The organism is Paraburkholderia sp. C35 (assembly GCF_003121405.1).
GTDB lineage: Bacteria > Pseudomonadota > Gammaproteobacteria > Burkholderiales > Burkholderiaceae > Paraburkholderia.
In genome coordinates, this window is record NZ_QBUY01000019.1 from 46,079 (window position 1) to 65,126 (window position 19,048).

A 19,048-nucleotide genomic window follows, 5' to 3' on the forward strand; every position below is an offset into this window, starting at 1 on the left:
TAGCGACGACCTGCTCGCGCCCTTTTGCGTTGCGGGCGCGGGACTTGCGCGCCCGTCAGCCTGACGGCAGCAGGATGGATCCATTACCACGGAGCTTTCCATGATCCGAAATTCCCTGAAGAAAGTGCTGATCATTGGCGCAGGCCCGGTCGGGTTGACGCTGGCCATCGAGCTCACGCGATTCGGCATCCCTGTGCGCATCATCGACAAGGCGGCCGAACGGACCGACAAGTCGAAGGCACTCGTCGTATGGAGCCGCACGCTCGAGCTTCTCGACCGGCAGCCGGGCGGCTCGGCTGCGTTCATCGAGGCGGGTTTCAAGGCGCATGCGTTCAGCTTCCTGTCCGGCGACAGGTTGATCGGACGCGTCACGATGGAATCGGTCGCCACGCCTTATCCGTATGCGCTGATGCTTCCACAGGCCGATACAGAGCGATTGCTGGAAGAACGGCTGGCGTCGCTCGGTGTGACGGTGCAAAGAAGTACGGAAGCCGTCAGCATTGCGTTGCGCGACGATGGCGCGGATGTCGTGTTGCGTCTGCCGGACGGACGCGAGGAAAACGAATCAGCCGATTGGCTGGTCGGTTGCGACGGCGCGCACAGTCTCGTGCGCCACACGGTTGGCGCAACATTCGACGGCAGCACCATGGACAGCGACTGGATTCTCGCGGACGTCCATATGCGCGGCTATCCCGTGCCCGATACGGAAGCCACGGTTTACTGGCATGAAGACGGCGCCTTTGTCGTCTTCCCGATCTCGCCGGGACGCTATCGACTTCTCGCCGACTTGCCGCCATCCGGTGAAGCGCATCCGCCGACACCCACGTTGGAACAGGTGCAGACCCTGATCGACCGGCGCGGCCCGCAAGGCATGACAGCCTTCGACCCGATCTGGCTGGCGGGCTTCCGCATCAATGGCCGCAAGGTCACGCGCTATCGCTGGGGACGTGCGTTTCTTTGCGGCGATGCCGCGCACGTTCACAGCCCGGCAGGCGGCCAGGGCATGAACACCGGCATGCAGGACGCCTTCAATCTCGCGTGGAAACTCGCGCTGGTCGCGCAGGGTCGCGCGACGGAAGCCTTGATCGACAGCTTCAGTCCGGAGCGCAGCGATGTCGGCGAGCAGGTTCTCAAGAACGCGGAGCGCCTGACGCTGGTGGGCACCACGAGAAACCCCGTTGCGCGCACGGTACGAGATGTCATGGGGCATCTGATGCTTGGTCTCGCGCCCGTCCAGAACCGCGTCGCGGACACGATGACAGAAATGACGATTGGGTATCCCGAGAGTCCACTCAATGCCGGCTCTGCGTCCGGTCTGAACGGTCCGGAACCCGGCCAGCGCGTGCTGGGAGACCGGCCGTTCGGCGCGGGCAGTGAAGCGCGCTACGCGCTGCTGGGTTCCGGCTCCGCTGCGGCTGAGTTGATCGGCCGGTATGCGAACGTACTCGAAGCGGAGCTTCGCACGCCGCCCGATCCCAACGGCGTGTGGCTGGTCCGGCCCGATGGCTACGTTGCGGCTGTCGCGCGACATGACGATCTCTCGGCGATCGAGAAGAGTCTGGCGCGGTTGATGGTGTAGTCGAAGCGCGACCGTCATGCGCACGCGAAGACCCGCGCGGGTCTGGCAGATCGCAGCCCCGCGTGCAGGTTTCCCGTGAATGGCTCACGAAGGCTCGCACGCAAGGCCAGTATCGTTTCGTTGCGGCTTCGCAATACTTCTACTGCGCAATCCGTTTGAGATCATCAGGCTTCCACGTTTTATCGAAGAACGCCTGCTTCGGACTGTAGAGCCGCAGAATCACGAAGTACCCTTTTTCAGGCACCGTACGTACCCAATTCGCTTCCTTGCCGGCGGGCGCAGCGGGACCGAAATAGAGATCGTACGAGCCGTCCGAGTTCTGAACCGGCTTGTCCATCGAGTTCAACGAAGGCAACGCCTGGCCATTCTCCAGGCCCGATGCCGTGATCGTGTCGTACACCGTCACCGACCAGAAGTTTGCGGCCGGAATATTGGGCGGCAGATGCAACTGATACGTCTTGCCACCCTCGAGGACCTGCCCGTCCGAGTCACGCCAGGCGGAAGGATACTTGGCGCCCTTCTCGACCACATCCACCACCATACCCGGGCTCGCCGCGTACGCCGAGGTGAAGTACGCATCGCGTTGAACCAGATTGGTGAACGTGCCGCTCGACTGGAACATCGGATTCTGGCCCGCGAAGACGTTCTCCCACTGTCGATCGGGATAGTATTTGCCGCCCGGCTGGTTGAGCAACTCGTTCCAGATTTCGACCTTACTCATCCGGAACGCGGTTTTCGCGGCCTTGTCCAGCAATTCGCGCTGATGCGCGGTCGGCTGGAACGGCTTGCCTTTCTCGATACCGATGGCGGCCATCATGCCGCGCCAGTCCATATCGGTGGGAGCGACGGTTTCGTCGTTGACGAAACGCGCCAGCATGTCGAAGTAGGCACCGTCCTGCGGGAAGAGCATGAACGCAGGATTGGACGAACCATCCGGGAAACTCATCGGGCGCGCCGTATCGCGCTTGCCGTATGGATAGATTCGCGCGCCTGCCACCAGTTGATTCGCGGGCACCAGGTTCTTTGGATCGCTGAAGAATGCCCTGAAGAACACGAACACATTGTCGGTGCGCGAGCGATACATGTAATAGCCCTTCGGAGCCGGCCCCTTGTAGTTCCATGGCACGATCAGATACTTGCCGCCTTTGCCCGCGTCAGGGCCGACAAAACCGAAATCGCCCATCCAGGTCTTGCCGTTCAGCGTCGGTCCCGTGAGCGGACGCTGGAAGAAGTCGTCGAGAATGCCCTGGTTCTTTGGCGGCACTTCCACGACGATCGGACCATCCTTTGCGATGTTGACGTAACTCATTGCGTACAGGCAGTCGGAATTCGGCGTGGTCACCTTGGTCTTCGCGTTCAGCCGCTCTTTCCAGACGGGCAGCACGTTATAGCCCGCGCCATAGGTCTTTTCCGATCCTTCCTTCATCGCATACATGTTGACGGCAGGAAGCGCCCACAGATAAACCTGCACTGCGCGCTGGAAATACAGTTCGTCTTTCAGCAGGTCTGCTGACTCCTGGGTCGGGAAGTCGCCCACGAATGGCGCGTTGGCAAGCGCATCGCGGCTGGCAGCGACAGTCTGCGCGGGTGAAGTCTGCGCCTGCGCATACACGGCCCATGAGGCAAGACATGCCATGGCCATGGTGACGAGCGGGCGTTTCGAGAGCAGGACCGGCTTCTGTTTATCGTGACTCATGCGTTCACCTCTTCGAAGTCAGGCATAACGAATGTCTTGTGATTTAACGCATCGGTCGCGCCGTAGTAGCGGAAAGTCGGCATCGGGCGCTTGCCGCGCGTTGGAATCCAGTTCGCTTCCAGACCGGCGGGCGGATTCGGGCCGACGTAAAGCGTGACGCCACCGTCGGCGTTTCTTTTCATCTTGTCGAGATCGTAGGACGACAGGGTTGTGCGGCCGGAATCCGTATAGATGAAAGAAAACGTCGCGCGGTCATACACCGTCAGTGCCGATGCGCCCGCAGGCAAGGCTGGGGAAGAATCGGCGGCGATTGCTTCGCCGGATGAAGACAGCACACTGGCGGCGGCTGTCGTTATCAGGAACTGTCGTCTGTCCATCGGCACCCTCGACGCAAGCGTTGTTGTTGCCCGGTAGCGGTTTGCGACACACTACTCGACACCCACGACATCTCACCATCGCACAGCCGCTGTATGGGATTGGACCGATAACACGTCTGCCTCGTCAGCTTCGGCCCGAAAACAGTCTGCGAAACCATCATAGCAACAAATTTTTGCGTCATGACGCCGTTTTTGCCGACACGCCGCCGCACGTATGCCGCATGTGGCACGTGTGCGGCGGCGACCTGCAATCCGGCAAACGCCGTCATTGCGCCAGCAGCAAATCGGCGGCCTTTTCGCCGATCATGATCGACGCGGCATTCGTATTCGGCGAACACATGGTCGGCATAATGGATGAATCCGCTACACGCAGACCCGGCACGCCGCGCACACGCAGCTGCGGATCGACGACGGCCATGTCGTCGATACCCATCTTGCACGTGCCGATGGGATGCCAGCTAGTTTGCCCTGACTCGCGGATGTACTGCAGCAATGCTCCCTCGTCCTGCACATCGATGCCCGGCCGCGTCTCGCGTTCGACGAGCGGCGCAATGCCCGGCTGCTGCATCACGCGGCGCGCCAGTTGCAGCGCCTCCAGCATCGTCTGCTGATCTGAGGAAGTGCTCATATAGCGCGGTTCGATCAGCGGCTCGACGTGCGGGTCGGGACTACGCACATGCAGGTGTCCACGCGACTCCGGTCTCAACTGGAAAAAGCCCACACCAAAGCCCGGAAAGCGGTCGAGACCGAATCCCTTGCCGGCATAACGATCCGCGCCGCTGATGTGATGCATCTGGATCTTGACGCTCGGCCGCGTGTGCTGCGGTCCCGAGCGCGCCAGTGCATGCACGCTGGCCGATGGCGTGGCCATGATGCCGCGGCGCGTGGTCAGGTAGCGCATGCCCATCCATGCCTGGCGCAACGGACTGTGCATGATCTCGTTGAGTGTAATTGGCTGCGTGCACGCGTAGGTGATGCGCGACTGCAAGTGATCGATCAGGTTTTCACCGACGCCGGGCAGATGCTGTTTCACCTGAATGCCGAGCGCCTGCAGTCGCTGCGCGTCGCCAATGCCCGAGAGTTCGAGAATCTGTGGCGACTTGATCGGCCCAGCGCTCAGTACCACCTCGCGCGAAGCGCGCGCCGTGCGGGTTTCGCCATTGTGCAGATATTCGACGCCCGTTACCCCACTGCCATCGAACAGTAGACGCGTGACCAATGCACCCATGATCATCTGCAGGTTGCGCTGTCGAAGTCCGTGCAGATAGCCGATCGCAGTGCTGCAACGGCGGCCATCTCCGACCGACAGTTGCAGATAGCTCACGCCTTCATAGCGCGCACCGTTGTAATCGTCCGTACGCGGAATGCCGGCTTCTTCGCATGCTGTCGCAAACGCATCGCTCAAGCGGTTCGGATGGATTTTCGCCACCGACGAAACTTGAATCGGACCGTCCCTGCCGCGCAAAGCCGCATCGCCAAACGCAGCGGCTTCCATACGCTTGAAGTACGGCAGCAGCGATCTGAAATCCCATCCGGTATTGCCGAGTTGCGCCCAATGATCGAATTCGGCCGGTTCGCCGCGCACATAAATCATGCCGTTGACGGAGCTCGAACCACCCGGCATCTTGCCGCGCGGCCAGTAGATGCGTTGCCCTGCCAGTTGATGCTGTGGCTCGGTCGAAAACTGCCAGACATAGTTCGGGTTCAGCAGGAGTTTCGCCACACCGATCGGCGTGCGCACCCAGAAGTCGCGCTCACGCGCATCGCCCGCTTCGAGTAACAGGACGTTGTGCCTGCCGCGTTCGGCGAGACGCGTGGCCAGCGTCGCGCCGGACGATCCTGCGCCGACCACGATGTAGTCGAATGTCTGCGTAGCCTGGTTTTGCATCGTGCACCCGTTCAGTGAGTGGCGTACCAGACGCCAAGCTGTTCGGCTTCGAGGCCCATGCGCTGGAACTGGCGATCCGGCATTTCGGGTTGCGGCATGGCAGGTCCGAAGCGTGACGGTTCCGGCTCCACGGCAAGCGCGATGAACACCGGGCCGCGTGTCTCCAGCAGGCCGGGCAACGCGTCCGCGAAAGCAGCCACGTTGTCGAAGCGTTGTGCGCTTGCGTAACCCGCCGCACGCGCCATCGCGGGCACGTCCACTTGCCCCGCGCCCGGTGTCGGCAGGTTGGATGCGCCCGCAAACTGCACGCCGTTCTCGATGACGATATGCACGTATCGCTCGGGCTTCGCTTCTGCCACCGTGACAAGGCCGCCAAGCTGCATCAGCAGGCTCGCATCGCCATCGACGACGATCACGCCCGTGTCGGGCCGCGCCAGCGCGAGACCCAGTCCCAGACTCGCCGCGCCGCCCATCAATGGCACGGAACTCAGACGGCGTTCAGTCACGTTCAATGCGTCGAACGCGAACATGGCGCCCATCGTCGCGACGATCACCCGGTCGCCGCGCGCCTGCGCGACGACATGACAAGCTTCTCCAATACGCATCATGTGTCTCCTCAGTGCCACGCTATCGGGCGGCCTACGATCAGCGCCGCGGGGCCGCGACGGCTCATGGCGACTTCGAACGCCTGCTGCACGTTCGCCAGATCGTCCTGCGACTCGAGCCGCCAGGATGGCACACACAGCGTATCGAGCAAGGGTTCGAGCAGCGACACGACGCGCCGCGTGGATTGTGTTGCAGGCTTGTCGAAGTTGCTGGTTTCGCGGCCGAACTGGCCGATCAGCATGACGGTGGGCACGCGCGCGTCGAGCGCGACGGCGCGCACCGTGTTGACACACGCATACAGCCCCTGGTTCTGGATCACGACAAGCGGGCGCTTGCCCGCAATCGTCAGTCCAGCCGCCACACATACCGCCTGGTCTTCGTTGCATGTCCGAACCAGTTGCAGACCGTGCGGGTCCTGCTCGACGGCCTGGTGCAAGGCGAGTTGCACGAAATCAGGCACTGTCACAAAATGGCTCACCTCCGCGCGAACCAGCGTCGTCACGAACGCCGATGCACCGATGCCTTGTTCTGCCGACATGGATTGTCTCCTTGTTGATCATGCGTGTCGGCCATTCTAGGAATTTGTCTTCTCACGATCTGTAAATAAGATGACAGAACGCGAACGCTCTTCATATTCCGCCCTCGCGGCCACCATTCTCAAACGGTGCGCCTGGTTCGGCGACTGCAGCCCGGAATCGCGCAAGGCGATTGTTGAGGGCGCACATATCCGGGTTCTCAAACGTGGAACGGTCCTGTCGCGTCGCGGGGATTCCATCAGCGAACTCGCGATGGTGATCGACGGCGTGCTAGAAGTGAGCGTGACGGCACAGTCAGGCAAGCGGCGCGTGCTGCGCTATCTGGAGCCAGGCCAGATGATGAACCTGATCCCGTTCATCGACGAACAGGGCGCGATTCATGATGCCGCGGCGCATACGGACTTGGTGTTGCTGCTGATCGGCAAACCGGTGTTTTCGCAAGTCATGCGCATGGAGCCGGAACTTGTGCACCGGCTGCTGCGCTTGCTGTGTCTGCGCTCGCGCATGCTGTACAACGATGTCGCCGATACATCGTTCATGACGCTCAGGCAGCGTTGCGCGAACGCGCTGCTGCAACTCGTCGAGCCATATGGCGAGACGGGAAAGGAAGGCGTGTCGATCTCGCTGAAGCTCTCGCAGGAAGAACTCGCCGACATGGTCGGCTGCTCGCGCCCGATGATCAACCGCGAGCTGAAACAGCTGGAGCAGGACGGCGCGATCAGGACCACGTATTCGCACTATGTCGTTACCGATCTCAAACTATTGCAGGCGATCGCGTCCGCCGACTGATTTCCGGTTCAGTCTTTGCCTGACGGGCGCTTTCTCACCTCTCGCGTCAATTCGTCCCACGTCGCCCTTCTGTTTTTTTTCTTACAGATTTTCGCCTGACGCCTCCCTAGAATCGGTCGCAAACAGACAACCATAAGTCTGAGTTCACACGTGATAGACGCATGGCCTGGGCCGCACGTCTGGTTGCACCCCGCGCCCGCGTGGTATCACGGATTCAACCGGAGACAGCATGAGCAACACACATCCGCCCCGGCGAGCCTGGGGCATCGCAACACTGCTTTTTCTGTTCATGGCCGTCAATTTCGCCGACAAGATCGCCGTCGGCCTGCTGGCCGTGCCGATGATGGACGAACTGAAGTTGTCGCCCGCGCAGTTCGGTCTGATCGGCAGCAGCTTTTTCTGGCTATTTGCCGTGGCTGGCATTGTCGGCGGCTTCACTGCGAACCGTGTCGCGACGACGGGCTTGCTGCTCGCGATGGGCGTCGTCTGGTCGCTGTTGCAGGTTCCGATGGCGTTGTCATCGAGTCTGATCATTCTGATTGCCGCGCGCATCCTGCTTGGCGTGGCAGAAGGCCCAGCGTTTCCCGTCGCCATTCACGCCTGCTACAAATGGTTTCCCGACAACCGGCGTGACATGCCCGCTGCGCTGATCGCGCAGGGAAGCACCATCGGACTGCTGGCAGCCGGCATGCTGATGCCGCTCATCACACTGCACTGGGGTTGGCGCGCCAACTTCCTGGTGATGGGCGCAGCAACGGCCATATGGGTCGTAATCTGGAAATTGCTGGGCCGCGAAGGCCGGCTCGACGCGCATGCCGCTACCGCAGCGTCAGCGCTGCCGCAGCCACGCATTTCCTATGCACGCCTGCTCAGGGAGCCGACTATTGTTGCCTGCTTCGTGTTGCACTTCGTTGCCTATTGGGCGCTTGCGCTGACGTTGACGTGGCTGCCTGCGTTCCTCCAACGCGCGCTCGGTTACGGAAACGTCGAGTCGGGCCGGCTGTATGCGCTGATCGTCGCGCTCAGCGTGCCTGTCAGCATGGGATCGACGTGGCTTGCGCGCCGCATGCTCGCGCACGGTGTATCGTCTCGCCACGCACGCGGCACGCTGTCGTCTATCCTGCTCGTGCTCGCAGGTGCCGCGTTCGTCGCGCCAATCGTATTCGACGTGACGCATGTTACGCGTATCGTGCTGATCGCCGTGGCTGTCGGGATGGCGCCCGTTATCTATGCACTCGTGCCTTCGGTGCTCGCCGAAATCGTTCCGGCTGCACAGCGGGGCGCAATCCTTGCCATCGACAACTCGATTGCTTCTATCGCCGGTGCACTCGCACCACTGATCACGGGATTCCTCGTGCAAGGCATGACGGGAAACACGGGATACGACGTGGGATTCGCGCTTGGCGGCGGCATCATGCTCGTCGGCGCGATGGCAGGCGTGCTGTTCGTCGATCCAGAGAAGGCAAGGCACTCGCTCGGCCTTGCCGCCACCGCCGGACGCGTCGGCAGCGCGAGCGCCGACAGCCGGTCACCCGTTGGCAACTAGACAGTTGCATCCATAGCGCGTTGATCACCTGATCCTGAAGTCACACTTTGGCTAGGTGACTACGGAATTTATTTCGGATGCCTATGTTATATGCAACTTCAAACTGAATCGTTGAATTCATACCACGCCATTCTGAAAGAGCAGTTCAAAACAACACGGAGACTACATGAAGATGAAAGCAGTTGTCGGGGCGTGTCTGGTTGCCATGTCGGGCATTGCGCAGGCGCAATCGTCGGTGACGTTGTACGGTATCGTCGATGGCAGCATGATGTGGCAGACCACATCGGCCGCTTCATACAGCACGAAGGCGAAGAATGCCGGCAGTCTCGTCCGCTACAAGGACGGCGGCGTGTATGCGAGCTTCTGGGGCATGCGTGCGGTCGAGGATCTCGGCGGCGGCTATCAGGTGATCGCCCAGTTGCAAGGTACCTTCGATAGCGGCACGGGCAAGCTCGGGCTCGGCGACTCCAGCGCCCCGAGTTCCACGCTCTTCACGCAGATTTCGACAATCGGTGTTTCAGGCGGCTTTGGCACGATCAAGGTAGGTCGCCAGTACGCGCCGATGATCCTCGCGCTGACCGACACCGATGTGCGTCATGCCGAGTACTTCGGCAGCATCCTGACCGGTCTGATCGGGCTGAATTCGGCCGCTGGCTGGGTGGGTGCGAGCACGAACGGCGCGATTGGCGCCGTGTACGACAGCAACGCGATCGTCTATACGTCGCCGGTGCTCGGCGGTCTGTCGGCGATACTCGAATATGCGCCCGGCGGCGTGTCAGGCAGCCTGCAGGGGAACACGCGCGAATCCGCAGTGCTTCGCTACGACGGCTATGGGCTGAAGGTCGCTGCGATCTACTACAACGGCCACGATACCAACCCCGGCGCCGCCACAATCGCAAATGGCCTGAACAACAACCGCTTTGTTTCCGTGAGCGCGCTGTACTCGCGATCCGGCTTCTCGGTGAGCGGCTCGTATTCCAATGGACGCAATCCGTCCAGTTCGAACACGGTCGATCTCGACATGATATCGGGTGGCCTGGCGTACCAGTTCACCCCTGCGTTCTCGATGTCGTCGGCGGTCTATTTTCTGAAGGACAGAAACAACAGCGCGAACGAGTCCACAGCGTACTCGCTCAGCGCCGACTACAGCCTCTCGAAGGCCACGATGGTCTATGCCAACGTCGGCCACGTCAGTAACCGCGGAACCATGAACCAGAGCCTCGTGTACGGTCAGCCCGTCGCGCCCGGCACGGGCACCACGGCGGCGATGATCGGCCTGCGGCATCGTTTCTGATCTGTGTATCGCCGGTGCGGGCGCGACAGTTCATACCGACTTCGCGCCTCAGCCAGTCAGGGGCCGTGCGCCCGAATCAATGCAAGCGCGTCACCGGGACGCCTGGAGGAGAGCAGAGGATGCAGGGAATGATGATGGACCGGCCGTTGCTGATTTCGGCCATTTTGCAGCATGCGGTCCGGTCCTATGGTGAGGTCGAGGTGGTATCGCGGGACGGGGACCGTCCGCTGTTTCGCTACACCTATGGCGCGATGGCGCGCCGTGTGAACCGGTTGGCCAACGCGCTGCGCGATGCAGGCGTGAGTGCCGGCACGCGCGTTGCAACGCTTGCATGGAACGACTATCGACATCTTGAAGCGTACTATGCTGTGCCCGGTATCGGCGCTGTGCTGCACACCTGCAATCCGCGTTTGCATCCGGCGCAGCTTGCCTGGATGCTCAACGACGCAGAGGACAGCGTTCTGCTGTTCGATCCCGCGTTCTTGCCGCTAGTCGAAGCGATTGCGCCTCACTGTCCGCATCTGCGGAAATACGTCGTGCTGGATACGGCTCTGCCCGAACGAACGACGCTCGCGAACCTGCTGAGCTATGAACAGTGGATCGGTGAATATAACGAAACGTTCGCGTGGCCCGAATTCGATGAGCGGCAGGCAAGTGGTCTGTGCTACACATCGGGCACGACGGGCAATCCCAAGGGCGTGCTGTATTCGCACCGGTCGGCTGTTCTGCATTCGCTCGTGTTGAGCAACGCGCAGGCACTGGGTTTGAGCAGTGCGGATACGGTGCTGCCCGTCGTACCGATGTTTCACGTCAACGCATGGGGTTTGCCCTATGCGGCGCCGCTCAATGGCTGTCGCCTCGTGTTGCCGGGTGCGCGGCTCGACGGCGCCAGCCTGTTCGACCTGATCGAAAGCGAAAAGGTGACGTTCTCTGCAGGCGTGCCGACCGTATGGCTCTCGCTTGCGCAGCATATGGAAAAGCACGGTGTTTCGCCGACTACCATGCGACGCACCGTGCTGGGCGGCTCTGCCGTTCCAGAAACGATGATCCGCACCTTCGCTGAAGCATTCGATGTCGAGGTGCGCCAGGCATGGGGCATGACTGAAACCAGTCCACTCGGCACGATCATGGCGCGGCCGGCACACGACGCAAATGCATGCGTGGAATCGAATGCTCACGTGGCGACATCGCAAGGGCACGCCGTGTTCGGCGTCGAACTCGCCATTGCCGGTCCGGACGGCAAACGCCTGCCTCACGACGGACAATCGCAGGGCGAACTGCTGATACGCGGCCCGTGGATCGCGTCGGGTTATCTCAATCACGAAGCGAAGCCATTGATCGACGGCTGGTTCGCAACGGGCGACGTCGCCACCATCGATGCCAGCGGCAACATGCGCATCACGGATCGCATCAAGGACGTTATCAAGTCGGGCGGCGAATGGATCAGTTCGATCGACCTCGAAAGCGCGGCAATGGCACATCCGGAAGTCGCGCTGGCCGCGGCAATCGGCGTGCCGCATCCGAAATGGGCGGAACGTCCCTATCTGTATGTGTTGCGGCGGCCCGGATCAAGCCTCGATGCCACCACACTCAGCGCTTTTCTGACCACACGGATCGCTAAATGGTGGGTACCGGAAGGCATCGAATTCGTCGACGAGTTGCCGCTCGGCGCGACGGGGAAGGTGCAGAAACAGATCTTGCGTCAACGGGCTCACGCGACAGGCGAAACCGACGCGGATGCCGCTCACGCGGTAGCTCGCAGCTGATCACGGCATCATGTTTCTGAATGCGACGCCGAACGTGCTGTAACTTGTGCCGATTCACCCGCACTTCAAAAACCGCTCCACGAGCCGCACGAAGTACGTCGATCCCACGGGAAGCAGGCGGTCGTTAAAGTCATAACTCGCGTTGTGCAACAGACACGGCCCTGCTCCGTGTCCCACAACGCGATGATCACCGCTGCCGTTACCGATGAACGCATAACAACCCGGCTTTGCACGCAGCATGAACGAGAAATCTTCGGCGGCCATCGTAGGTTGAATTGCGGCATCGACGGCTTGATCACCGACCACTTCGCGCATCACTTCCACCGCGAAGGCCGTCTGTTCCGGATCGTTGACAGTCGGCGGATAGTTCCGGCTGAACTCGATCTCACTGCGACAGCCAAGGCCCGTCGCAATCGCCGATACGATGACCCGCATGCGGCTTTCGATGAGATCGAGCGTCTCATTCGAAAACGTGCGCACCGTGCCGCCCAGCCACGCATCCGTCGGCACGACGTTCTGCGCTTCGCCCGCGTGAATCTGTGTGACCGACAGCGCAGCTGCATCAAGTGGATTCTTGTTGCGCGTCAGGATGCTCTGCAATGCGCTGACAATCTGCGCCACTGCGAACACCGGGTCTTCGCCAAGATGCGGCATCGCGCCATGGCATCCCGCGCCTGTCACCGTGATCCTGAAGAGACTCGTCGATGCCATGATCGGGCCCGGCCGCACGCCGAAATGTCCCTCGGGAATGCCCGGCCAGTTGTGTACGCCGAAGACGGCATCGACAGGAAAGCGCTCGAACAGCCCGTCGTCGATCATCACCTGCGCGCCGGCACCTTCTTCTTCGGCTGGCTGAAAAATGAAATGGACGCTGCCGTCGAATTCGCCTGACTTCGCGAGATAGCGAGCTGCGCCCAGCAGCATGGCCGTGTGCCCGTCGTGCCCGCATGCGTGCATGGCGCCCGGCACGGTGGAGCGATGCGCGAACGTGTTCGCTTCCTGCATCGGCAATGCGTCCATGTCCGCGCGAAGACCGATTGCGCGTGTGCTGTTGCCACGCTTCAGGGTCGCGACGAGCCCCGTCTTGCCGACTCCGCGAACCACGGGCAAGCCCCACGCTTCGAGCTTGCTGGCGACGAGATCTGCCGTCCTGCTGACGTTGTATCCCAGTTCCGGGTGCGCGTGGATGTCACGACGGACTGCAGTCATCTCCTCCGAGAATGCCTGAATTTCGGCAATTGCGTTCATGCTTGTCTGATCAGATGTGGAAAAGCTGCGCGACGACGGTCGCGCCGAGGAACGTGCCTGCGTTGGCAACGAACGAAACGAGCACGATGCGCCATCCCAGCCGGCGGAACGCGGGCAGGTCTTTCGCAATCGACAGACCGGCAAAGGCCAGCATCGGCGTGGTCACGCCAAGAAAGTCGTTGCGCGCGCTCAGATCGGCCAGTTGTGCGCCCCAGGGACACCCCGGCGACGTCGCGTACATTGCAGCAAACGAGACCCAGCACACCGCCGGAATCTTGCGGCCTGTCAGCGTGGAAAGCGCGTCGCCGACGACGACGGCCAGCAGCATGATCAACATGCCCGGCAGTCCCGCCAGCGGCGTCGTTCCGTGCGCCATCCAGTCGCATACCAGCGCGAAGACGGCAGTGACGACCCATGCCAGCACCTTGCCGCCATAGCTGAGATGCGGCGCTTCCGTCTGCACGTCGCCGAGTTTGGGCCGGCTGGCTTCTGCTGCTTCGGACGCGTTCGATGCACTCGTCGTGCGGCCGATCAGCGGCTCGAGAATGCGATACCCGAACAATGCCATCGGCAACGAGATGAACAGCGTGAAGTAGGTCCCTACAGTCGTCGTGATCAGATTGCTCGCGGCCGCAAACGTCAGCACCGACTTCGCCATCTCAGGCGTCTGCTGCGCCGCGATCGCACCCGAGGCCGCGGCCATCATGCTGCCCGACCCCACGCCCGAACCCATCGCCAGCGCAAGCGGATCGAAGATATTCAGACTCGCGACAAAGCCCGCGAAGATGGCGATAAAGACCGCGCCGAAGATCGTCCCCGTGAGGTATTCCGCCAGCACGCCACGCCCTTCGGCCGAGTCCATCCCATACTTCTCGCCGATGATGGCGAGGCTCGGTTCACGCCCAACCGAAAACGTGGCGCCAATCGCTTCGCGCTTGATACCGAGCAGCAGCGCGAGCGGCAAGCCCAGCAGGATCGTGCCGACAAAATGTCCCAGTTCCTGGAAGGCGAGCGCCCAGCCTGCGGACGCAAGCTTGGGCAACGCACTGCCGATCATCAACCCGAGCTTTGCAATGAAGAGCAGCAACGCGGGCTGCAGAATAGCGGCTGCGTAGAACTGCGTTTTCACGTCGAGGCGCGCGGCGCTGTTCGAGCGCGAACTGGCCACGCCGATTGCGGCACCTAGCAGCAACGCCCAGATCATCGGCAACAGGACCACCTTGCCCGGACCGATCTTGAACGTGAAAGATCCGATCAGTTCGGCAAGCAGAATGACGCCTGCGGCGAAGACAAGCAGCTTGGCCGTGCGCACGCCCTGGCCGCCGGATGATTGCATTGTTATGCTGTTCATGGGTCAGGTCTCCCCTGATTGACGAACCTCCCCAGCAGAGCGGGGAGGATACCCTGCCGGTTTAAAGGTAGCCGAAGGCCGTGGGCGGTTCCTTCGCGGTTTCGACCCACACGCTCTTGGTCTGCGTGTATTCGTAGAGCGCTTCGACGCCGCTCGAACGTCCGTAACCGCTCAACCCGAAGCCACCGAACGGCGACGCCACGTTGATGGTCTTATAGCCGTTCACCCAGAACGTGCCTGCATCGACCTGCGCTGCCACGCGATGCGAGCGCGCCACATCGGTGGTCCACACGGCGCCGGCGAGGCCGAACTCGGTATCGTTGGCAATCGCAATGGCTTCCTCTTCCGTATCGAACGGAATCGCTGCCACCACCGGCCCGAAGATTTCTTCGCGCGCCACGGCCATCTCGTTGGTGACGTTCGACAGCACCGTCGGCGCAACGAAGTAGCCGGCGTTCGAGCGTTCCTGCGAACCCGATGCAAGCGTGGCGCCCGCCGCCACGCCCTTGTCGATCATCGACATCACGTGCTCGTACTGCCTGCGATTGTTGATCGGGCCGACTTCCGTGCTGTCGTCGAGCGGCTGGCCAACCTTGATTTTCCTGGCACCCGTGGCAACCATCGCGACGAATTCGTCGTAGACGCTGCGCTGCACGAGCAGGCGCGAACCCGCCACGCAGCTTTGACCCGCACCGGCGAAGATGGCAGCCTGCGCGGTGAGCGCCGCGCGCTTCAGATCAGCATCGCCGAAGATGATGTTGGCCGACTTGCCGCCCAGTTCGAGCACACAAGGCAGCACACGCTTTGCAGCCGCTTCGGCGATCCGCGCGCCCGTCGCCGGCGAGCCGACGAACACCACTTTCTTGATGGCCTTGTGCGCGATGGCCGACTGCGCGACAGTCTGTCCCAGACCCGCCAGCACGTTCACGAGGCCCTTTGGCGCACCCGCGCGCTCGCACAGCAGACCGATGACGATCGAGCTGGTCGGCGTCAGTTCGGACGGCTTCAGCAGCACGGCATTACCCATCGAAATCGCGGGCGCAACCTGCCAGCCGCACGTGAACACGGGCGCGTTCCACGGCGTGATCTGCAGCACGGTGCCTGCCGGCTCGCGACGCGTGTAGTTCAGATGCGAGGTCGGCACGGGAATCACTTCGCCATAAAACTTGTCGGCCCAGCCGCCGTAGTACTCGAACATCTCGGCGACCTTGGCGACTTCACCGCGGCAATCGCGGATCGGCTTGCCCGAACCGAGCGATTCCAGCCGCGCGAGGGCTTCCGCTTCCGCGCGCACCTGGCGGGCGATCTCGAACATCACTCGGCCGCGTGCTGCATGCGTGAGCGCCCACCATTGTTTCTGCGCACGCACGGCAGCAGAGGCAGCCTGTTCGACGACGGCAGCGCCGCCGTCCCGATACGCGAGGCTTTCTTCGCCCGTCGCGGCATCGAAGAGTTGAATCGTTTCACCTGCGCCTTCAATCAGTTCACCACCGACATACGAACCAATGGTCTTTGCATGCGGGAAGAAATGCTGAAACGCTGCGAGAAGGGCTTCTGCGTTCTTGCTCATCTGAAATGGACTCCGGATAGCTGGCGATTACTGTTTGTCGATGAACTGGACGATGCGGTTGAAGTCTTCTGCATCGCCGATGGAGTCCGTACTTGCGGCCCACAAGCGGCCTGCTTCCTTCGCGATCGGTGCCGTCGCCTTCGCGCTCTCGAGCAGCGCCATTGCAAGGCGCACGTCCTTTCGCATCAGCTTCATCGTGAATCCCGAGTCGAACTTGCCGTTGAAGATCCACGTCGGATAGTTCGTCAGCGTGGCGCTGTTCTTGCCCGAGCCGCCGTTGAGTGCCTCGACCAGCTTGTGCGGATCGACGCCGTTCGCTTCGGCGGCGCGCACGGCTTCGCTCGCGGCCAGCAGGTGAACGCCCGTCAGCATGTTGTTGATGATCTTGGTCACGTGACCCGCGCCGACGGGGCCGACGTGCACGCGTTTCGCGCTCATCACGGCGAGGATCGGCTCGACGGCTGCAACGTCTGCGTCCGAGCCGCCCAGCACCATCGTCATCGTCGCAGTCGCCGCGCCCTTGGGGCCGCCGCTGACGGGACCATCGACGAAACCCACCTCGCGCGCCGCGAGTGCGGCTGCGACCTTACGCGTGCTGGCCGGCTCGGCCGTCGTCGTATCCACGACGATCAGGCCCGGCTTCGCACTGGCGGCGACGCCGCCCTCGCCGAGCACGACCTGCTCGACGATATCGGAAGTCGGCAGCGAGAGAATCAGCACGTCGGCATCGCGCGTGATGTCCGCGATAGAAACGCGTGCCTGCACGCCTTCTTCCTGCAGCTTGTCTGCCACGCCGGGCGCGGCGTCGAAGCCGAGCACATTGAAACCGCCGCGCTTGAGCGAGAGCGCCATTCCGCGCCCCATATTGCCCAGACCGATTACACCCACCGTCTTCATGTATCTAGCTCCGTGTCTCTTGAAGTCTCAGTTCGCAGCGTGGCTGGTGCCACGGTTTCGACTGGCTGGCTTCCATACTGGACTTTCGAAAACCTATAATCAATAAACGCCAATTTGCGGAGCGTTCTAAAATTTAGAACAGTGAGATGTCATGGCAGAAAGTCTGACGGAGAGCAGGATTGTCTATTTCTACGAAGCCGTGCGCTTCGGCAGCATTCGCGCGGCGGCAGACTGGCTGAACGTCGCGCCTTCGGCCGTGAGCCGGCAGATCGGCTTGCTGGAGCGCGAACTCGATGCCGCGCTGGTCGAGCGGCATGCGCGCGGCGTGAAGCCGACGGAGGCGGGTCAGTACGTGATCGAGTATTACCGCGAGCAGATGGCGCACAAGGACGATCTCCTCAGCCGCCTGCAGGAACTGCGCGGCCTGCGCACGGGGAACGTCAACGTCGTGCTCGGCGAGGGGTTCGTGTCCGACATGCTGGGCGGCCCGATGCACCTGTTTTGCAAACAGTATCCGGGCATCAAGGTCAATCTCGACCTCGCCGGCACGAACGAGGTGATGCGCAAGATTACCGAGGACGAAGGCGATATCGGGCTGGTCTATAACCCGCCGCCAGAACCCAAGATCGTGTCACGCGCGTCGCGCATGCAGCCGTTGATGGCCATCGTCGGACCGGGCTTTCCGCGCGCGCAGCGCGAAAAAACAATGACGGTGCGAGAACTGGCGTCCTTTCCGCTGGCGACCGCCCATCCGTCGTTCGGCATCACACAGATGCTCGAAGCCGTCGAGTTTGCCGAAAAGATACGTCTGAACCCCATCGTCACGACCAACTCGATCGCCATCCTCAAGCAGTTCGTCAAATCGGGGCTGGGCATTGCCTGTTTGCCGGCGTTTTCCGTCACCACGGAGATGGACGCGGGCGAACTCTTCGCGGTTCCAATCGATCATCCGTTGCTCAAGAACGCGGAGGCGCATCTCGTGACGCGCGTTGGCCGGAAGCTGTCGATTGCATCGAACAGGTTGCTTCAGTTGATGCATTCGCAGATGCGTGCGTTTCGATAGGTGTCAGGCGCAGTAAGACTGCGAGGAGGCTCAAGACTTCCAACCCTCCCGGCACTCGACTATTCAACCACGATGACCGGTTTGCCACTTTGCCTTTTTAATCTCCCCGGCAAATCGATCATGATCAAATACGTACGCACAAGTACACCCGTGAACCACAAGGATACGGGCATGCCAAGGATAGCCATGAAAAGCAGCACACCGTTTGCGCCGAATGTCTCGGACAAGAGCCGGCTCAGGATCAGATAGAACGGCGCAATTCCCATCACGACATACATCAGGATCTTGGGGAACGGCGAGCGTTCACTGTTGAAGCGCTCATACAACTTCATCGCCTGAGCAATGCTGTAGGTGTACCGCTCACCCTCATCGACAAACGTCTTCGCGACGAACGGTGTCTTCTCGATCGTGTGCCGCACACTCACACGTGCCATCACAACCCAGTATGCCGTCAGCGCGATCCCGCCCAGCAAGCCAGGCCATCGTATGAAAGCGGGCATCGGCGAGAACACGAAATAGATGAAGTAGCCGAAGACGCCAAAAAAATAGTAAATGACGAAGAATCCAAAGGACGTTACGAGGCCGAATGCTCTCAGCGAGTTCGTGCCGCGAGTAGCGAAAGCGACGAGAAGCGGTCCGCCGCAACATAGCACAGCGGTCAGCACGCTGATGATCCAGGGCCAGTTTGAAATTGGCGGGTCGCCCGAATAGATTGCCCATGCGAGGCCCGTCGCCAACAACGTTATGCCCGGTGCGAGACGTGCTGTTCTTTTCGCCGCGTCCCAAACCTGATCAGGTTCGGCGTGGTTGAGATGCTTGATCGATTGCGTGCGCGGCATTGA

16 protein-coding genes are annotated in these 19,048 nt (G+C 61.5%); 6 read left to right on the forward strand and 10 right to left on the reverse strand.

The window, feature by feature from the left end; genetic code table 11:
* Positions 1 to 100 precede the first annotated feature (100 nt).
* Positions 101 to 1,579 (forward strand): FAD-dependent monooxygenase, encoded by a 1,479-nt coding sequence (locus DK391_RS14705; RefSeq protein WP_109478699.1) that lies wholly within the window; start codon positions 101 to 103, stop codon positions 1,577 to 1,579.
* A 139-nt stretch (positions 1,580 to 1,718) separates the two neighbouring features.
* On the opposite strand, the gene DK391_RS14710 is transcribed toward DK391_RS14705, so the two are convergent.
* The 5 genes from DK391_RS14710 to DK391_RS14730 form a co-directional block, all read right to left on the reverse strand.
* A complete protein-coding gene (locus DK391_RS14710; protein ID WP_239482826.1) occupies positions 1,719 to 3,275 on the reverse strand; it encodes a DUF1254 domain-containing protein in 1,557 nt (518 codons plus the stop codon).
* Positions 3,272 to 3,652: a DUF1214 domain-containing protein gene (locus tag DK391_RS14715; protein ID WP_239482827.1), complete on the reverse strand. Its 381-nt coding sequence runs from the start codon at positions 3,650 to 3,652 to the stop codon at positions 3,272 to 3,274. The genes DK391_RS14710 and DK391_RS14715 overlap by 4 nt, the downstream gene beginning before the upstream one ends.
* Positions 3,653 to 3,917: 265 nt before the next feature.
* Positions 3,918 to 5,540, reverse strand: coding sequence for a GMC family oxidoreductase N-terminal domain-containing protein (locus DK391_RS14720; protein WP_109478700.1), 1,623 nt, complete (start codon positions 5,538 to 5,540; stop codon positions 3,918 to 3,920).
* Between the two features lie 11 nt (positions 5,541 to 5,551).
* Positions 5,552 to 6,148, reverse strand: coding sequence for a thiamine pyrophosphate-dependent enzyme (locus DK391_RS14725; RefSeq protein WP_109478701.1), 597 nt, complete (start codon positions 6,146 to 6,148; stop codon positions 5,552 to 5,554).
* Between the two features lie 8 nt (positions 6,149 to 6,156).
* Complete coding sequence (locus DK391_RS14730; protein ID WP_109478702.1) at positions 6,157 to 6,684, reverse strand: thiamine pyrophosphate-binding protein; 528 nt, start codon at positions 6,682 to 6,684, stop codon at positions 6,157 to 6,159.
* Between the two features lie 70 nt (positions 6,685 to 6,754).
* Between DK391_RS14730 and DK391_RS14735 the strand changes: the two genes are divergently transcribed.
* From DK391_RS14735 to DK391_RS14750, 4 genes are all read left to right on the forward strand, one after another.
* The gene (locus DK391_RS14735) at positions 6,755 to 7,471 is read left to right on the forward strand and encodes a Crp/Fnr family transcriptional regulator (RefSeq protein WP_109478703.1); all 717 of its coding nucleotides are present in this window, start codon (positions 6,755 to 6,757) and stop codon (positions 7,469 to 7,471) included.
* A 229-nt stretch (positions 7,472 to 7,700) separates the two neighbouring features.
* Positions 7,701 to 9,017, forward strand: coding sequence for an MFS transporter (locus DK391_RS14740; protein WP_109478704.1), 1,317 nt, complete (start codon positions 7,701 to 7,703; stop codon positions 9,015 to 9,017).
* A gap of 166 nt (positions 9,018 to 9,183) precedes the next feature.
* Complete coding sequence (locus DK391_RS14745) at positions 9,184 to 10,311, forward strand: porin (protein ID WP_109478705.1); 1,128 nt, start codon at positions 9,184 to 9,186, stop codon at positions 10,309 to 10,311.
* A gap of 119 nt (positions 10,312 to 10,430) precedes the next feature.
* Positions 10,431 to 12,077: a long-chain-fatty-acid--CoA ligase gene (locus DK391_RS14750; RefSeq protein WP_204117365.1), complete on the forward strand. Its 1,647-nt coding sequence runs from the start codon at positions 10,431 to 10,433 to the stop codon at positions 12,075 to 12,077.
* Between the two features lie 54 nt (positions 12,078 to 12,131).
* On the opposite strand, the gene DK391_RS14755 is transcribed toward DK391_RS14750, so the two are convergent.
* From DK391_RS14755 to DK391_RS14770, 4 genes are all read right to left on the reverse strand, one after another.
* On the reverse strand, positions 12,132 to 13,325 hold the full coding sequence (locus DK391_RS14755) for a M20 aminoacylase family protein (protein ID WP_109478706.1): 1,194 nt from the start codon (positions 13,323 to 13,325) through the stop codon (positions 12,132 to 12,134).
* A gap of 10 nt (positions 13,326 to 13,335) precedes the next feature.
* Complete coding sequence (locus DK391_RS14760) at positions 13,336 to 14,676, reverse strand: DUF3100 domain-containing protein (RefSeq protein WP_109478707.1); 1,341 nt, start codon at positions 14,674 to 14,676, stop codon at positions 13,336 to 13,338.
* 61 nt (positions 14,677 to 14,737) lie between these two features.
* On the reverse strand, positions 14,738 to 16,246 hold the full coding sequence (locus tag DK391_RS14765) for an aldehyde dehydrogenase family protein (protein ID WP_109478708.1): 1,509 nt from the start codon (positions 16,244 to 16,246) through the stop codon (positions 14,738 to 14,740).
* Positions 16,247 to 16,273: 27 nt separating this feature from the next.
* On the reverse strand, positions 16,274 to 17,143 hold the full coding sequence (locus tag DK391_RS14770; RefSeq protein WP_109478709.1) for an NAD(P)-dependent oxidoreductase: 870 nt from the start codon (positions 17,141 to 17,143) through the stop codon (positions 16,274 to 16,276).
* A gap of 151 nt (positions 17,144 to 17,294) precedes the next feature.
* Between DK391_RS14770 and DK391_RS14775 the strand changes: the two genes are divergently transcribed.
* The gene (locus DK391_RS14775) at positions 17,295 to 18,206 is read left to right on the forward strand and encodes a LysR family transcriptional regulator (RefSeq protein WP_109478710.1); all 912 of its coding nucleotides are present in this window, start codon (positions 17,295 to 17,297) and stop codon (positions 18,204 to 18,206) included.
* Positions 18,207 to 18,265: 59 nt separating this feature from the next.
* Here the strand turns inward: DK391_RS14775 and DK391_RS14780 are convergent, their stop codons facing one another.
* Positions 18,266 to 19,045 (reverse strand): hypothetical protein, encoded by a 780-nt coding sequence (locus DK391_RS14780; RefSeq protein WP_239482828.1) that lies wholly within the window; start codon positions 19,043 to 19,045, stop codon positions 18,266 to 18,268.
* Positions 19,046 to 19,048: the final 3 nt, after the last annotated feature.

Coding starts and splice junctions, on each gene's coding strand:
- DK391_RS14705 (WP_109478699.1), top strand. CDS start 101: ATGATCCGAAATTCCCTGAAGAAAGTGCTGATCATTGGCGCAGGCCCG.
- DK391_RS14710 (WP_239482826.1), bottom strand. CDS start 3,275: ATGAGTCACGATAAACAGAAGCCGGTCCTGCTCTCGAAACGCCCGCTC.
- DK391_RS14715 (WP_239482827.1), bottom strand. CDS start 3,652: ATGGACAGACGACAGTTCCTGATAACGACAGCCGCCGCCAGTGTGCTG.
- DK391_RS14720 (WP_109478700.1), bottom strand. CDS start 5,540: ATGCAAAACCAGGCTACGCAGACATTCGACTACATCGTGGTCGGCGCA.
- DK391_RS14725 (WP_109478701.1), bottom strand. CDS start 6,148: ATGATGCGTATTGGAGAAGCTTGTCATGTCGTCGCGCAGGCGCGCGGC.
- DK391_RS14730 (WP_109478702.1), bottom strand. CDS start 6,684: ATGTCGGCAGAACAAGGCATCGGTGCATCGGCGTTCGTGACGACGCTG.
- DK391_RS14735 (WP_109478703.1), top strand. CDS start 6,755: ATGACAGAACGCGAACGCTCTTCATATTCCGCCCTCGCGGCCACCATT.
- DK391_RS14740 (WP_109478704.1), top strand. CDS start 7,701: ATGAGCAACACACATCCGCCCCGGCGAGCCTGGGGCATCGCAACACTG.
- DK391_RS14745 (WP_109478705.1), top strand. CDS start 9,184: ATGAAGATGAAAGCAGTTGTCGGGGCGTGTCTGGTTGCCATGTCGGGC.
- DK391_RS14750 (WP_204117365.1), top strand. CDS start 10,431: ATGCAGGGAATGATGATGGACCGGCCGTTGCTGATTTCGGCCATTTTG.
- DK391_RS14755 (WP_109478706.1), bottom strand. CDS start 13,325: ATGAACGCAATTGCCGAAATTCAGGCATTCTCGGAGGAGATGACTGCA.
- DK391_RS14760 (WP_109478707.1), bottom strand. CDS start 14,676: ATGAACAGCATAACAATGCAATCATCCGGCGGCCAGGGCGTGCGCACG.
- DK391_RS14765 (WP_109478708.1), bottom strand. CDS start 16,246: ATGAGCAAGAACGCAGAAGCCCTTCTCGCAGCGTTTCAGCATTTCTTC.
- DK391_RS14770 (WP_109478709.1), bottom strand. CDS start 17,143: ATGAAGACGGTGGGTGTAATCGGTCTGGGCAATATGGGGCGCGGAATG.
- DK391_RS14775 (WP_109478710.1), top strand. CDS start 17,295: ATGGCAGAAAGTCTGACGGAGAGCAGGATTGTCTATTTCTACGAAGCC.
- DK391_RS14780 (WP_239482828.1), bottom strand. CDS start 19,045: ATGCCGCGCACGCAATCGATCAAGCATCTCAACCACGCCGAACCTGAT.